This is a genomic window from Aliiroseovarius sp. Z3 (assembly GCF_029105185.1).
GTDB lineage: Bacteria > Pseudomonadota > Alphaproteobacteria > Rhodobacterales > Rhodobacteraceae > Aliiroseovarius.
This window is the reverse complement of record NZ_JAFMZK010000011.1, coordinates 44291-58416: the sequence shown is the minus strand read 5'-3', so window position 1 is coordinate 58416 and position 14126 is coordinate 44291. Positions and strand designations below refer to the sequence as shown.

General features: G+C 60.7%; 14 protein-coding genes and 1 pseudogene. 2 read left to right on the top strand and 13 right to left on the bottom strand.

Annotation, left to right across the window (positions count from 1 at the left end; all coding sequences use genetic code 11):
• Nucleotides 1-390 precede the first annotated feature (390 nt).
• The 5 genes from J3R80_RS16670 to J3R80_RS16650 all read right to left on the bottom strand — a co-directional run bounded on the left by J3R80_RS16670 (nt 391) and on the right by J3R80_RS16650 (nt 6056).
• Nucleotides 391-2286: a type IV secretory system conjugative DNA transfer family protein gene (locus tag J3R80_RS16670; RefSeq protein ID WP_275394915.1), complete on the bottom strand. Its 1896-nt coding sequence runs from the start codon at nt 2284-2286 to the stop codon at nt 391-393.
• A gap of 14 nt (nt 2287-2300) precedes the next feature.
• Complete coding sequence (locus J3R80_RS16665) at nt 2301-4217, bottom strand: relaxase/mobilization nuclease domain-containing protein (protein WP_275394914.1); 1917 nt, start codon at nt 4215-4217, stop codon at nt 2301-2303.
• The gene (locus tag J3R80_RS16660; protein ID WP_275394913.1) at nt 4210-4782 is read right to left on the bottom strand and encodes a hypothetical protein; all 573 of its coding nucleotides are present in this window, start codon (nt 4780-4782) and stop codon (nt 4210-4212) included. The genes J3R80_RS16665 and J3R80_RS16660 overlap by 8 nt, the downstream gene beginning before the upstream one ends.
• A gap of 643 nt (nt 4783-5425) precedes the next feature.
• Entirely contained in the window at nt 5426-5785 is a 360-nt protein-coding gene (locus tag J3R80_RS16655; RefSeq protein ID WP_275394912.1) for a DUF2958 domain-containing protein, read from the bottom strand.
• A gap of 70 nt (nt 5786-5855) precedes the next feature.
• The gene (locus tag J3R80_RS16650; protein WP_152456230.1) at nt 5856-6056 is read right to left on the bottom strand and encodes a hypothetical protein; all 201 of its coding nucleotides are present in this window, start codon (nt 6054-6056) and stop codon (nt 5856-5858) included.
• Between the two features lie 331 nt (nt 6057-6387).
• On the opposite strand from J3R80_RS16650, the gene J3R80_RS16645 reads away from it, so the two are divergent.
• The gene (locus J3R80_RS16645) at nt 6388-7113 is read left to right on the top strand and encodes a hypothetical protein (protein ID WP_275394911.1); all 726 of its coding nucleotides are present in this window, start codon (nt 6388-6390) and stop codon (nt 7111-7113) included.
• Between the two features lie 180 nt (nt 7114-7293).
• Here J3R80_RS16645 and J3R80_RS16640 read toward each other — a convergent pair whose 3' ends face one another.
• From J3R80_RS16640 to J3R80_RS16615, 6 genes and pseudogenes are all read right to left on the bottom strand, one after another.
• Nucleotides 7294-8124 carry an AraC family transcriptional regulator gene (locus tag J3R80_RS16640; RefSeq protein WP_275394910.1) on the bottom strand — a complete coding sequence of 277 codons (831 nt, stop codon included), beginning with the start codon at nt 8122-8124 and terminating at the stop codon, nt 7294-7296.
• A 284-nt stretch (nt 8125-8408) separates the two neighbouring features.
• On the bottom strand, nt 8409-9305 hold the full coding sequence (locus J3R80_RS16635; RefSeq protein ID WP_275394909.1) for a zincin-like metallopeptidase domain-containing protein: 897 nt from the start codon (nt 9303-9305) through the stop codon (nt 8409-8411).
• Between the two features lie 252 nt (nt 9306-9557).
• Complete coding sequence (locus J3R80_RS16630) at nt 9558-10133, bottom strand: PIN domain-containing protein (protein WP_275394908.1); 576 nt, start codon at nt 10131-10133, stop codon at nt 9558-9560.
• Nucleotides 10130-10594, bottom strand: coding sequence for a helix-turn-helix domain-containing protein (locus J3R80_RS16625; protein WP_275394907.1), 465 nt, complete (start codon nt 10592-10594; stop codon nt 10130-10132). Before J3R80_RS16625 ends, J3R80_RS16630 begins: the two co-directional genes overlap by 4 nt.
• Before the next feature lie 191 nt (nt 10595-10785).
• A pseudogene (locus J3R80_RS16620) lies at nt 10786-11380 on the bottom strand (SMC-Scp complex subunit ScpB).
• Between the two features lie 2 nt (nt 11381-11382).
• The gene (locus J3R80_RS16615; protein ID WP_275394906.1) at nt 11383-12255 is read right to left on the bottom strand and encodes a DUF1403 family protein; all 873 of its coding nucleotides are present in this window, start codon (nt 12253-12255) and stop codon (nt 11383-11385) included.
• A gap of 126 nt (nt 12256-12381) precedes the next feature.
• Here J3R80_RS16615 and J3R80_RS16610 point away from each other — a divergent pair, with 126 nt between their 5' ends.
• Complete coding sequence (locus J3R80_RS16610; RefSeq protein ID WP_275394905.1) at nt 12382-13500, top strand: tyrosine-type recombinase/integrase; 1119 nt, start codon at nt 12382-12384, stop codon at nt 13498-13500.
• Here the strand turns inward: J3R80_RS16610 and J3R80_RS16605 are convergent.
• Entirely contained in the window at nt 13495-13830 is a 336-nt protein-coding gene (locus J3R80_RS16605; RefSeq protein WP_275394904.1) for a type II toxin-antitoxin system RelE/ParE family toxin, read from the bottom strand. The genes J3R80_RS16610 and J3R80_RS16605 overlap by 6 nt on opposite strands.
• A complete protein-coding gene (locus J3R80_RS16600; protein ID WP_275394903.1) occupies nt 13827-14084 on the bottom strand; it encodes a type II toxin-antitoxin system ParD family antitoxin in 258 nt (85 codons plus the stop codon). The genes J3R80_RS16605 and J3R80_RS16600 overlap by 4 nt, the downstream gene beginning before the upstream one ends.
• Between the last annotated feature and the right edge of the window lie 42 nt (nt 14085-14126).

The window sequence follows — 14126 nt, the reverse complement described above, 5'->3', positions numbered from 1 at the left end:
AAACGTCTTTAGACGTAGTCCCTTTGCGTGCCGCGACCCGATTCAGCATCCGGGACAGCCTATATGGTGCGTCATGAGATAAAAGCTAAGATTGCGCCCAGCAGCGAGTGTGCCGCCGACAGATCACCAGCTTGCGGCGCTTTCCGCCAGCGTTTCTCAGACAACGCGGGTGCCTTTCTGCTGCCCGCTCAGTCTATTAAGTTTGACAAATCGGACCTCTTTCTGACGAAGAATTCCACCTGATCTGCAAGCTGCGAATGTGTTCTCTGTTTGCTTTGCAGCCTCGCTGTTGAACGTCTGCTTTTGCAGAATTCCACTAGAACATTACACCCGCGGCGCACTTCTGCTTTCCGCCATTCGCCGCGTTTTGTTCCACGGCCCGTTGTAATCCTATTCCCCCAACAACTCCTCAATGAAACTCTCCTGCCGGTCGAGCATCTCTTCCCACTGAGGCGGCACACTGTCCGTCCGATCGAGGTCCTCCGCGCGAACATCGCCGGCACTGAGTTTCTTCGGCGTAGCCCGCATAACCCGAGCCTGGCGCCGCCGTGACCGCTGCGTGCCGACAGTTTCCTGTTTCTCTGCATCCTCCTGACCATCGCCGCTCTCGACCCACGGCCCCGCGCCTTCCACGCTCGGCGGATAGGGGAACTCCCTGCCCTCCTGCCGCGCGACCATCTCCCTGAAGACCGGATCGTCGTAGAACTTGATCCGTTGAGCCTTGATCGGATGCTGGGGCGAGGCGAGGATGATGACCTCATCCGGATCGAGGAGCCGCGCTTCGGTCTCGGAGAGGAGCGGGCGTTCTTCCAGCCGCGCCGAGGTCGAGGTCGCGCCCAGGAACCCCTTGTTGCGCCCGTACATGCGCGTAACCGCCTCGCGGGTCGTGCTGCCGACAGCTGCCGAGACCTCCCGCACGGTGCGCTGATCCCGTGGTGTGATGTAGAGCTTCAGCCCCGCCCCGTTCTCCAAGCTCTCACGGCCCTCGGGCCCGTAGATACGGTCCAACGCCGCGAGCGATTGCGCGATCAAGGCAACGCGCCCGCCATAGCTCGCCAGCGAATGGATCGCGCGTTCGAGATAGGGCATGGCGCCCATCTGCTGGAATTCGTCGATCATCATCATGACGGGCCAGGGCTCGCCCGGCCCCGGCTCCTTCAGGCGCAGGCAGGCGATGAGATCGGCGAACATGAGTCGCAGGAGCGGTGCCAGCGTGGCAATGTGATCCTCCGAGACCACGATGTAGAGAGAGTGCGGCTTGCACCGGAACTCCGCGAAGTCGAAATCGCTCGCCATCGTTGCCGAACGCACCGCCGGGTTGTCCCATTGCTTGAGCCCGGCCGTCATCAGCGCCTGGATGTTCGAGGTCAGGAGCCGCGACGAGGCGCTCGCCGCATTGGTCCAGAGCTCCTTGACCACCTGTTCTTCCGCCTCTTCGGCATAGGCGCCGTATTGGGCGTTCTTGTAATCCCCCCCGGTGACGATCTGGTTTACCGCGCCCAAGTTCGGCGTGCCGCGCTGGATCGCGAGCAGGCAGGCGGCGACGAAGATCGACTTGCCGGCTTCCGAGAAGGTGTCGAGGGTCTTGTTGTACTTGTCGAGGAAGAGATCAGCCAGGATCGACACCTCGGTGAACCGCTGCGCGAAACTGGGATAGGCTGCGATCCGGGCCAGCGGATTATAGCGATGGGTGCTGTTGGCCCAATCAAAAGGGCTGAAGCGAAACACCTCGTCGCCATTCAATGCCCGGAGCCGCGAGGTCTTGTCGAAGTTCTCGCCCTTGACGTCGAGCACCACGACCGAGCCCGCAAAGCTCAGCAGGTTCGGGATCACGAAGCCCACCCCCTTACCGGCCCGGGTCGGGGCTACCATCATCACGTGGGGGATCTCGGTCGAGGAGATGAACTCGGATTTCGATTTCGGCTTGCCGAGCTTGCCGCAGACGAAGCCCTTGCCGGGGTCCTGCAGCATGCCGTTCTTTCGAAGCTCCGCCTTGGTCTGCCAATGGGCCGAGCCATAATCGTCCTGCTCGCGTTTCCAGGTCCAGGCGGCGGCGAGAAGACCAAGCCCGAGTGCTCCGAAGCCGACCGATCCAAACGCCACCTTGAAGGCTTCTGGATGCGCGAGGCGCAATCCTGCACCGGCACGCCAGACGGCGAACATGTCGAACTGACCGAACCCGGTGCGCAAAGCCAGCGCCAGATAGAAGCTGGCGACAATTGTTCCAAGCAATGCGCCACAGATCAGACCGAAGGGCACCGCGGCCCAGAGGGGGATGGGTTTCATATGGGGGCCTCCGCTCAGAGTCCGAGCTCGTCGTCGCGGTCGAGGCCAAGCTCGCGGGCACCATCCCGCTCGGCCTCCATCTGCCGGGCCAGCTCCGTCGCCTTGACCTGCTGCAGCGCCGCCGCGCGGTCGGTGAAGACCTGGTCGCCGGTCTCCTCATGCGCCATCTCTAGGAATTCCTGCGTGACCGCGATCTGGTCAAGCTTGCCGGGCAACGCCTCTTCCAGCACCGTGTAGTTGCCGCGGCGCAGCTCGGCGAGACCTTCCTCGCCGAGCTCCTTGAAGAGCTCCGCCTGCAGGGTGCGCTCGACCACTTCCTCCTGCTGCTCGCTGAGCTGGCCCTCTTTCAGCATCTCGGCGAGCTCCTGCAGATAGGGGTTCGGCCCCCGGTCGCGGTCGTCGATCAGCGTCAGTTCCTGTCCGTCTTCGGCATCAAGCCCCCTGCCCACGGGCACGCCCATTTCCCGGGCCCGTTCCAGGATCCGGTCCATCACGCCGTCGACCTTTCCGAGCGCGGCATCGAGCTCGCGATCATCGGCGGTCTCGGTGGTGAGGCCGTCCTTGGCGAGCACGGCCCCCATGTCGCGTTCGACCCAATCCTGCGCCAGACCGTAATTCGTGGTGCCGCCCGCAGCGATCCGGGCGACGAGGTCGTCCCGGTCGATCCCCGCCTCCTCGGCCTCCGAGAGGATGTCGGCCAATGCCTCGTCGCGGCCCGGTTGCAGCGCCTCGATCAGACGCGCATCGCCCGCGCCCGGCGGATAGGGTTCAGTAAGGTCACGCCCGAAGCGCGCCCTGAGATCGGGGTCCGGCACCATCTGCGAGAGGTCGCGGATGATGGGTGCGGCCTTCACCTCGAAACCGGCGCGCGCCTCCCCGTCCAATTCTTCGGCTTTGAGACGCAGCGCCTCGATGGTGCGTTCGGAATACTCGATCGCCTCCCCGACGGTCCGGATATTGTCCATGTCGATCTCTCCTGCGGTGAACTTGTATGGGGTGTTGGTGCCGAGCCCCTTGGCCATGGTCCGCACGGCCCGCGCGAGATGGCGTTGGTCCATGCGATCCAGCAGATCGGCAAGTTTGGCATAGTCCTTGGCAAAGCCCACGACCTGGGCCTCGGCGATGGCGGATTCTACCGGCGTCATCGCGATCTCGCGCGGCAGGCGAGCCTCCTTCTTGGCCCGGTAAATCTCTTCGATGCCGGGGGCTTTGGCGAAGATGCCGCGCTCCAGACGCGTGGTTGCGTCCAGCATCACGCCATAGCCCTCGGCGATCTCCGCCTGCTTCTCGCGCATGAGTTGGGGCGACATCACGCCCTCGGCCCAGCAGGAGAACCAGGTCCCCTGCTCGCGGCCGCGATTGTTGAGAACGATATGCGCGTGACGATGTGCACGGTCATCATGGACCGCCAGCACGTAATCCCACTGATCGTCATATTCGCCGCTCTCGAAGAAATGCTCGGCCCAGTCGAGCGCGATGTCGCGCACCTTGTCGGTGCTCACATCCGTCGGGAAGGAGAGCAGCATATGAGAGGTGAAGCCGAGCTTGGTGGTGCCGCGCCAGGTCTTCGCCCAGGCCTCGATGATGTCGTCCTTCTGCTCGATCGACAGCACTGCCTGTTCGTCGAGCGGGTTGGTCATCGTGGAGTAGGTGAAGACCGCCTTGTCGTTGATGTAGGAGAGCTGGCTGCCGAGACTTCCCCTCGTCTTGCACCCCCCTGCCCTAATCCGTTTGAAGACCGCCGCCCGGCTCTGACCGGAGGCCGCCTTGGCGACGTTGCGAAACGAAAGCCGCCCGGTCCGTGCGTAGCTGCGGCCCTGACGGCGTCCGGCAAGCCGCGCGTCGATTCGCCCCTGGGCCTTGCCGCGGATGCGCTCGTCCTCCCAGAGACGACCCATCACGGCGGTGTAGAGAGCGAGAGGATCAGCCACTTGCCACCCTCCTCTCAGCGTTCCGAATTTCCACCACTTCCGGCATCCCAGCGCCGCGCTGGACCTGTGCGTGATCCTTCATCGCACCGAGCTCACGGGTCATCCGTTGCGCCAGATCGACCAGCTCGGACACCAGGGCTCGGTCGGCCTCCGTCAGCCCCAGCCGACCCCGCCGAACCTCCTTGGCGAGCGCCATTCCGACATCGGTCAGATCGCGGGATTGACGCCAGGTCTCTACGAAACCGTCGAGCCGATCCGCGGTCACGTCCAGCACGCCGCAGCGCGCCCGCAGGACGGCTTTCAGGGCCTGGCTGCGATTGGAAAAGCCTCGTGTCCGCCACTCCGCATCGAAGGCTTCGAGCTCGGATTGCGCGGCCCTGAAACTCACAATCTCGGACGGATCGCGCACCTCCAAGCCCTCGCCGCGATGCTCCTTCGCCAGCCGCGAGATGTGCCGCACGGTGACACCGTATTCGACCGAGAGGTCTCGCGCCGCCTCGCCCGCATGGGCCCGCCGCGCGATCTCGATGCGCTGTTCGAGCGTCAGGTTCTTGCGGGCTCGCATCACTTCAGACCCCTCGGACAAAATGTGTATACATTGGCCATATCCTGCCAATGTCTCTTCTTACTATGTTTTATATATTTCATACCTTCATGTCAATTCGTCTTTAGCTGAAACAGGCTGAGTCTGGGAGTCGAATGAGCGTTTCAGAATACCCTCAAGGTCCAATCTTTGCTGAGCGAATTGGCCTTTGTTGACTTGGGAGCAACGCACATTCAGAAGCCACCGGCTCTGCCTGAGGCACGGGAAAAACCAGGGGCAACAGGCACAGAAAAGGCCACCCGAAACGGGTGACCTTGTAGGTTTTGAGACAGCATTCAGCAGTCGATCAGGCGATATCCCCATCGTGATCTGTGAGCACTATGCCTTCCGTGATACCGACAAAGAGCGGTATGATCTGGTACTCGTCCTCCGCATTTTCAGGCGGCGTCACGGCAACAATCGCATCCGCTGGTTCGCCGTCAAGGAAGCAGGAGAACAGCGCGAAGTTTTCGTGCTCCCCCGAAGTCAGCGCCTCAAAGGCGCTGATGTGTTCGGGGTGAATTCAGTTGAATTGGTCTCAGCAAAAATGGAGCTCGGAAAGCGCGTTCGACCGAAGGGAGAGGCAGCGCTTTTCGATGCCTCTCTGAGCAATTCGACTAGGTGCTCATGTGACGATCCCTCCGGCTTCGCGGGCGCGCTCGGCATAGGTGCTGAGGGGCGCGTTGGCTTTGAAGTGGAGGTCTCGTTCGATCGGCAGTCCCAGGCGGCCGCGATGCGCCTTGAGGACGCTGAGCCGAACTGAACCCAGTTCCGGATAACCAAGGCCGAGATCGCAGAGTCCGAAGCCAATGTCAGGATCTTCGGGATCGGTTTCGCTCAGGAGCCAGGTGGCACCACCGTCAGGTGTGAAGAGCTTGACGACCGGGTGATGGTCGATGGTGTCCTCGCCGGCTTCGATGCGCGCCTGATTGGCGCGGCCATTGGCGGCCAGCTGGTCTAGTATGGATTGGGGCAGAAGTTCCATTGTGTCTGTCCTTCGTGTGAGATGTCGGTGAGGTTTGGCGGGAGGGGCGCGAGGCCCCTCCCCGGCCGGGTCATTCGGTGACCTGACCGTCGTCGCTGTCGGCTTTCGGCTCGAAGAGGACGAGTTCGCCATTCACCGGGTTTGCGAAGAGTTGGATGGTCATGAAGGACTTGGCGCCTTCGTTCTGCGGGAAGGCGACGCCCACCTTGTGGAAGCGGGTCTTGCCATCCTTGCCGGTGTCGGGGGTGGTGACGGTGTAGTACTTGGTCATATCGGTTCTCCTTCGTTTTCGATGCAAACGAGAGACCGTGACCGCCCGGACCGGCTGTCAGGCTGAACTTTGTTGCGCGAGGAATAGCTGCGAAGCAGGCAGGGGAAAGTTCTGCTTGAAGGGGGTGGCTGAAAGCCGCGCCCGCCAGACGGGCCAGGTCACGGAGATTGCATCAGGAAGAAAACGAAGGAGAACAGAGGTGGCCGGGCTGCGTGCCGATCACGCCAGACCGCAAGAGGATTGGATACGTTCACGATGGATGACGCCTGACGTTGGATGAACCTGCCACAACCGAAATGACATGTCCCTGCGCAACCTGATATGGCGGGGCATGATCAAGCTTCGACCCATTGCCGATGAAGACCCTGTCCTGGACCAATCCCGGCTGCTGCGGGTCATGGAGCTCGCCTTCACCTATGCCGACACACACGGTGGGATCGGACTGACACAGACCAAGGCCTTCAACCGGAAATTCTCCCACTGGATGGCGGACAACTCGCCCTGGCCGAACTACAGGGCTGAAGAACTGCTGCGATTGAACAAGGTCCTGAACGAATGGGATGTCGCGCCAGCCATGGTGGTGCATGATCTCATGGTCGTCATGAAGCTCGGGCGACACGTGAAGGGCAAGTTCCAGGTCTCAAAGAAAGCCAGGACTTTGGCCTCGAACCGAGGTACGTTTTTTGCCGACCTCGCCGAGACCTATCTCTTCCGCTACAACCACGCCCGCACCGCCCGGTCCGAATTCACGGCGCCGGGGAACTGGGACATCTTCCTCAACATCATCAACGTCGAGGCAGAACAGGGCCTGACAGAACCGCATCTGGTGAAAACGCTTTACGGGCTGGAACGGCAAGGCGTCTATGATCGGGAATACTACGACCACGCGGGGTTTCTGTTCACCCACGTCTTAAGGCCCCTGACCTGGATCGGGTTTCTGGCTGAAGCCAGTGATGGCGACAAACGGTCCGACAAGACCTACTGGAAGACGCCGCTTTGGAGCGCATGTCTCCTGCTCAGCACCGATGACATGGTGGACGCGCCGTCGCGTCATTGAAGCGTCGCAAACTACTGCTCACGGAACGCTGGTTCTCGACAGCGGCCGTTCGTTCAGCGCGCGGCTAAGGTCTGGTAGGAGCCCAATGTGACTGATGCTGCATGGTGCGCAAACGTCTGCGTTTTGGCACACTAGCAACTAAACCGGGTGAGGTTTTGGCACTCAATGGTTTTGCCGGGGTCACTCAGCGACAGGTATCCAGATTTCTATGTCCCCGTGGCCAGTTTGGGGGTCAAAACCCTCTCCGTATCGCTCAAGTTGGGGTCCATCGACGAGCTTGCGCTCCGTTCGCGCCAGCCATTCACCGAAGATTGATTTCCAGGTTCGCCTGATCTCGGAGACATGTCCTTGGTGCTGAAAAACCGCGTAGGTCTGCGGCGGGACGCGGAGACCATCGAGTTCCTTCGCGGTATCGGAGTATTCAGCGACCTCGACACCGGTCATGTAGTCGATGTTGCCGTCGTCATCACTGTTGCACAGCACGCCAAAAGCGATATCGCCTTTCTGCCCTTCAATTTGACCGATATGCGGCAAGAAGGCTTGCCATTGCGCTGGCATCTGGGCGCTAGACGTGTCGTTGTAGCGTCTCTTTAGGCCAACAATGAGCATTGCGTCAGCTTCTTCAAATCGGGGTTCTGCAATTTCCATGGGTTCTTCGGTCATACGTATGGGCTCCACAAGTTCGATGTTTTGGAGACAGCGGGCTTTGCGGATCGCATCCGGCGTGACGCCAAATTGATCCCTAAAGGCCCGGGTGAACGCTTCGTGAGAGCCATATCCGGCCTCGATTGCAACATCGAGAATACCGTCGTTTCCATTGATCAGTTTCTTGGCCGCTTCGGTTAACCTTCGGGCGCGAACGTAGCGCATGACGGACTGCCCCGAGCGGGTTCCAAACGCACGAACGAGATGAAATTTGGACAGACCGGCGGCATTGGCCACTTCGTCAAGCGACAGCTCACCCTCGAAGTGCGTCTCAATGTACCAGACTGCCTTCCCGATCAAATCCATGAAAACCTCTCACGATGCCTGCCAACCATGCCGATCCGATTGAGCCTTTTCTTGATCGAGATTGCCATATTGAGCGACCATCATGTGAGTATATCGTTGGCCGATCAACTCGCTGTGTGATTACCATTACGCCAACTGTGTGAGCTCAATGACCCCGAATGCAGACATTGGGGCAACCGTAGTGAATGCACACTTTGTTGCGCATCTTTCCAGTTCTCGCACGTCGCGGCGAAGGTCCGCAATCCCGGCACCACACATCGCGAACCTGCCCGAGTTGAGGCCGCCTAAGCGGCGACCTCTTCCGTGTTTGGTTGCAGCCCATGCAGGTAATCAACGGCTTTCTGAGCGTGAGCGGCAGCTTGGAAGATGAACCGCTTGTCGTTGCGCAGACCTTCGAGCCAATGCGCAATATAGGCGGCGTGCTCGTCACGTGGTTCCGGCGACAGACCCAGATCAGCAGCCAGAAACGCGGCGCCAAGTTCTGCGACAAGCTCTTCCTGAGCATAGCCCTCGTCGCCCCAACGTTTGCGGCCAAAGCTATGATCAAGGCGCTTCGGGTGGCGAGTCCAATGTGTGATCTCATGTCCGAGGGTCGCAAAGTACGCTTCTTGGGATTCAAACGTCTCGAACAGCGGCATCCGCACATAGTCGGGATCGACCGCATAAAAGGCTTGATTGCCGCCATGGCGAATATCGGCCTCGGTCGCAGCGAAGAACGCTTCCGCGGCGGCATCGCGCTCAGCGGACTCGGGCATCGGCTCAGCCACCTCGTAGTAAATCTCAGGCAGCCCCTCAATCTGATCGACGTTGAAAACCGTGTAGCCCTTCATGAAGGGGATCTCGACTTCACGATCCTGGCCCGCATCATCGGTCTCGGTTTTGCGCATTTTGTCGGCATAGATGACGAGCTGACCCTTGGAGCCTTTACGGACCTGCCCGCCAAGCTCGAGTGCTTGGCGATAGGTCATCCAGGTGGGCGCGGCGTAGCCATGAGCGACGGACGCGGCCCAGAGCAGGATGATGTTGAGGCCGCGGTAGGCGATGCCATTGTGGCGCAGGGGCCGGGTGGTGCGACCGGCGAGGGGCTCGGCACTCCAGGGCTTGTGCCAGGGTCGGGTGCCAGCCTCGAGATCGGCAATGATCTTTTCGGTGATGCGGGTGTAGATGTCAGGTTTTGCCATGTGATCCTCCATTGTCTCGTCCCTGTGCGGGACGCGGAAGGAAATGGCGGACGCAACGAGCCGCCCGGGCATGGTCAACACGGGAGCGTCAGCGAATGGAGCGGGCAGACCATTGCGCGGTCGGCGGCGTCCGCCAGACCCGCGATCCCCTTGCTCGCACGGGGATGGGACTGGGGAGGACTATGGTAAGGAGCCTGATTGAAAGCCAAGTCAGTGTAGACCATGGGCTTTCACGAACTGTGTGCCCGCTGCTCAAAGCAAGGCCTGGTATTCGTCCATGATGGTCGCAACCTGAAGCAGCCCCTGCGCCTCGGCTTTGTGGATGAGCGCCGCAACATCAAGGGCCGGGTTGTTGAAACGCTCGCGCATGCGTCTCAGGGCAAGGATCGCCTCGGACGGATCAAGCTCGATCGTGTCTGCGATGAAATCATCCGCAGAGATTGCGTCGATGGCGTGCGGCATCAAAGCGTCAGCTGGGAAATCCGCGAGGTTGTCCGTCACAATCACCGAAGCCGATGTGGAAATCGCAGCAGCGAGGACGTGCTTGTCGTTTGGATCGGGAAGGTCGAGCTTGTCTTCGAACACCTCGTAGCCCGTCACGAGAGCCTCAGGGAAGGCCGCTTCAATTGCTCCCCGCTGCGGAGCCCCATCTGTTGCACCCTTGGTGATTTCGGAAATCGCCTTCTGGGTTTCGTCAAGAATGCGACTGCTCCAGCGCGGCCGGAACAACCCTGCCTCGGCCAGGCTGAGCAGCATGTTGCGACGGAGCGCACCGCCCAGAACACATGCATCAAGAAGGGCCGTGAACCGGTCCGCGTATCGGCTCATACAAGGCCTTCCTCGGCGTCGATGCGGGCAAGGTCGCCGAGCGCATCCGATCGGGAGGCATCTCGCTTTTCCTTGTAGGCGAAGAGATCATCCGCGCGCACTCTCCGGTGCCGACCGGTCTTCGCAAACGGAATCTCGCCTTCCTCCAGAAGCTTGACCAGGAACGGGCGCGACACGTTGAGGAGGTCAGCTGCCTGTTGCGTTGTCAATTCGGCCTCAACGGGGATCATCCGGAACCCACGACCGCTGGAAACGAGTCGCAGCACTTCGAGCAAAGACGCCGTCAGCGCTGGCGCCAGGGTCACAGTTTGGACCTCACCACCTTCGAGGGCGAGGGAAAGCGTCGTTGGTTCACCTTCCTTGATCTGGGAGGCTACAATCGTTCTGAGTTGTTCAGCGTTCTTGATCTCAACTTCGTCGGGCAAGCGATCAAAGAACGCCTCTTTCCTGAGGGCGTTCATCTTGTCTCTCCGGGTTAGGTTTCTAGCTTTGGACATAGGGTATCCACTATTCAAAACAATCGCAATACTCGAAATAATCGAAACTCGTTGCCATTGTATGAATGCAGCACTCGCTGACGACATCGCGATAGATTCACTGTATCGGCCAAATTTACTGTACAGCAAACTTGGTTTCTGGAGGGCCTTTGCACTCAACCAGTCGCAGCCATTCCCGCATCCTCAAGCTGTTCCCGGTCTGGGAGGTCAGCGAGGGTTTTCAAACCGAAGGCCATCAGGAACTGCTCGGTCGTCACGAACGTATATGGTGCCCCTCGTCTGGGCGCGCGGCCCGGTTCCGATCAACCCACGCGCATGCAGCCGCCCAAACAAATCGCGGCTGATCTCCTTGCCGAAGATGTCCTTCAGCCCGTCTCGTGTGATCGGCTGATGATAGGCGATGGCGGCCAGCACGGCGACATCGAACTCGTTCAGGTCAAAGTGCTGCTCACCCACATCTGCCGCAGCGCGGATAGCCGGGGCATAAGCCGCTCGCGTACGCAGCATCCATCCGCCGGACACCTCCGCGATCTCAAAGGCGCGACCTTCCAAATCGTCGGTGAGATCTTCGACCAGAAGATCGACCGAAGCCCCCTGCCCTACAACTTTTGCCAAGTCCTCGCGCGGCACTGGCGACGCACTGGCAAAGAGCACCGCCTCGATCCGGCGCATCCATTCGCGCCAGCGTAGCTCTGGCGGCAGGTCGCCCAACTCGCGATCCAGTTCTGGCTCGGGACGATCCTTGGCCATCTCTAAACCCCGTAGAGCCGGAATGTATCGCGCCCAGTCAATTCGCGTATCGCACCGAGGCCCACCAACCGATCACAGAGCCGCCGCGCAGCCCGATCTGGTAAAGGCAGCGTCGAGGGCGCAACCGCGTCCCTCGTGAGGAACATCTGCACGGACTCTCCTGCCCCCTTCGCCCGCAGCTTCGGCGCGACCGCTTTCAAATACGCGGTCCGGCGCGCCAAATCTGCCGCCAAGCGTGCAGCGTCGATGGCGGATGTCATCACGGCGTGATGACAGGCTAGCCGTAAATCCTCACCACGCTTGCTCAAATCGGCGCGTTTCAAACCGGTGGCCAGCAATGAAACCACATGATCCCAACCCAGTGCCGGTGCCAATGCAGCCTCCGCCAGGATCAATGCCGGAACCTCCTGTCGCGGCGCATCGGTCAAAACGGTCTCCAGCACCAATGCCGCGCGGTTGATTGGCGCGCCGTGGCCCGCATCCAACCATTCGGCAATCTGCCCTGCCTCGACCTCGGGCAATGCCCGATGCAGCGCCTTGACCGAGATCGGTCGCTCCACTGCGCGCCGCCAGGCCAGGTAGGTTTCCCCGGCCGGACCCGGATGATCCCCCGGTTGCAGGAACGCAATCGCATCGCGCAACTCCCCTGCCCTTTCCGAGCGCCCTGATCGCGCAACACAGGCCTCCGCCGCGCGTAGGGCCAGCCGCGAGCGCAACAAGCTCTGGGGGACCTCTTCCCGGTTCAACACAAGATGCAGATGGCTCAGCGCTGCGCCCGACAAAAACGCCGCATCTTCAAGGGTTTCAGCCCGCGCCGAGGTGACCCAGGAGGGCATCTGCTGTAGGGTATCGAAGTCGCCGAGCGCATAGGTCATGCCACAGCACTATCTCATGGCGGCGCTTTCGTCCACAATATGATGTGCAAACCGCCCCACCCTACAGCGCCTCATTACGTCCAATAAGATTGCCTTATCGGTCATTTTAGCGCTAGGCTCAGAAGCATGAGCAAAACACCCGAAAATCAGCCCTCAGACGCCGAGAAACCGAGCTCAGTGCCCTCCGATACGATCAATGATGCTCAGGTCGACGAGAGAGATCGCTCAAACCGCGATGCCATCGCTCTGCCCTTTCATGTCGCCGGCTCCGGCACTCTCGATCGGCTGATCGACACCGCCCGCGACTACGCCAAGGCCACGACGGCCGAGGACACCGACAAGGCCTACGCCGCGGACTGGAAGCATTTCGCGCGCTGGTGCAGGTTGAAGGGCACCGATCCCCTGCCCCTATCAACGGAAATGATCGGGCTCTACCTGACCGACCTGGCAGCGCCAACCAATGGCTCCCCTGCCCTGTCGGTCAGTACGATCGATCGGCGTCTATCCGGTCTCGCCTGGAACTACGCACAGCGCGGGTTCACGCTCGACCGCAAGGATCGTCACATCGCCACCGTTTTGGCCGGGATCAAACGCAAACACGCGCGCCCGCCGGTTCAGAAGGAAGCGATCCTGCCCGAAGATATTTTGGCGATGATTGGCACGCTCGGCTTCGATCTGCGCGGGCTCAGGGACCGGGCCATCCTGCTCATTGGATATGCGGGCTGGCTGCGCCGGTCCGAGATCGTCAGCCTGGATGTCGGCAAGGACGATACTCCCGACAGCGGCGGTTGGATTGAGATCCTCGAGGAAAGCGCGGTGCTGACGCTGAACGCCAAGACCGGCTGGCGCGAGGTTGAGATCAGCCGTGGATCTTCGGAACAGACCTGCCCCGTCCACGCGCTGGAACAATGGCTGCACTTCGCCAAGATCGACTTCGGGCCGGTCTTCACCCGCACGTCCCGCGATGGCAAAAAGGCTCTGGACACCCGCCTCTCCGACAAACACGTCGCCCGCCTCATCAAGAGCACCGTCCTGAAATCCGACATCCGCGCGGAACTCCCCGAGAAAGAGCGAATAGCGTTGTTTTCCGGTCACTCGCTCCGCGCCGGGCTGGCCTCTTCGGCCGAGGTCGATGAGCGCTATGTCCAGAAGCAGCTCGGACATTCTTCTGCCGAGATGACCCGCCGCTATCAACGCCGCCGTGACCGCTTCCGGGTGAACCTGACCAAGGCCGCAGGACTATGATATGTCATTCCTCAATGCCACCAGCGCCGCGACATGGCGTGGAAGTTCGCTGCGGGAATGCAGGATATCAACGATGATCACTTCCTCCGGTCGATCTAGAAAGACCAGAAAATGCTCCCCTGCCCTCGTGAACCGAAGGTCTGCAGCATCATCGACCAGAACCGCACAACTCCGGCTATGCGCCCGCCCCTCCAGGATCAACTGGCAGCGATCGAGCAGTGCCACCTCGTAAAGATCGGCCTGTCTGGGTCCAAAATTCTCGATCGTCCATCTGGCGATCTCAATCAGACTAGCCTCCGCGCGGCGCGTCAGCCGGAAGGATCGATTCATGAGGAAGCGCGCACTTTCGCGAAGGCCCGACGCACCGCGTCTTCCCCGGTTCCTTCGGCCAGATCACCCGCCTTGGCCTGCGACAAACCCTCAAGCAGTCCGTTCCGGATATCGGCGAGTTGTGCTTCGTCCTGTTCGAGCAGTCGCAAGCCGGCACGCATTGCCTCGCTCACATTTTGATAACGCCCAGAGGCCACCAGAGCTTGTACAAGCTGGTCTTGTGTCTCGGTCAGAACAACGTTTCGCGTTACCATGTTAAGGGCCTCCTTTATTGGCAATATATGCCAACGCTCTTT

What these genes read in the sequence shown, in the direction of transcription:
- J3R80_RS16670 (WP_275394915.1), bottom strand. Translation starts at nt 2,286, where the DNA reads ATGAAACCCATCCCCCTCTGGGCCGCGGTGCCCTTCGGTCTGATCTGT.
- J3R80_RS16660 (WP_275394913.1), bottom strand. Translation starts at nt 4,782, where the DNA reads ATGCGAGCCCGCAAGAACCTGACGCTCGAACAGCGCATCGAGATCGCG.
- J3R80_RS16655 (WP_275394912.1), bottom strand. Translation starts at nt 5,785, where the DNA reads ATGGAACTTCTGCCCCAATCCATACTAGACCAGCTGGCCGCCAATGGC.
- J3R80_RS16650 (WP_152456230.1), bottom strand. Translation starts at nt 6,056, where the DNA reads ATGACCAAGTACTACACCGTCACCACCCCCGACACCGGCAAGGATGGC.
- J3R80_RS16645 (WP_275394911.1), top strand. Translation starts at nt 6,388, where the DNA reads ATGATCAAGCTTCGACCCATTGCCGATGAAGACCCTGTCCTGGACCAA.
- J3R80_RS16640 (WP_275394910.1), bottom strand. Translation starts at nt 8,124, where the DNA reads ATGGATTTGATCGGGAAGGCAGTCTGGTACATTGAGACGCACTTCGAG.
- J3R80_RS16635 (WP_275394909.1), bottom strand. Translation starts at nt 9,305, where the DNA reads ATGGCAAAACCTGACATCTACACCCGCATCACCGAAAAGATCATTGCC.
- J3R80_RS16630 (WP_275394908.1), bottom strand. Translation starts at nt 10,133, where the DNA reads ATGAGCCGATACGCGGACCGGTTCACGGCCCTTCTTGATGCATGTGTT.
- J3R80_RS16625 (WP_275394907.1), bottom strand. Translation starts at nt 10,594, where the DNA reads ATGAACGCCCTCAGGAAAGAGGCGTTCTTTGATCGCTTGCCCGACGAA.
- J3R80_RS16615 (WP_275394906.1), bottom strand. Translation starts at nt 12,255, where the DNA reads ATGACCTATGCGCTCGGCGACTTCGATACCCTACAGCAGATGCCCTCC.
- J3R80_RS16610 (WP_275394905.1), top strand. Translation starts at nt 12,382, where the DNA reads ATGAGCAAAACACCCGAAAATCAGCCCTCAGACGCCGAGAAACCGAGC.
- J3R80_RS16605 (WP_275394904.1), bottom strand. Translation starts at nt 13,830, where the DNA reads ATGAATCGATCCTTCCGGCTGACGCGCCGCGCGGAGGCTAGTCTGATT.
- J3R80_RS16600 (WP_275394903.1), bottom strand. Translation starts at nt 14,084, where the DNA reads ATGGTAACGCGAAACGTTGTTCTGACCGAGACACAAGACCAGCTTGTA.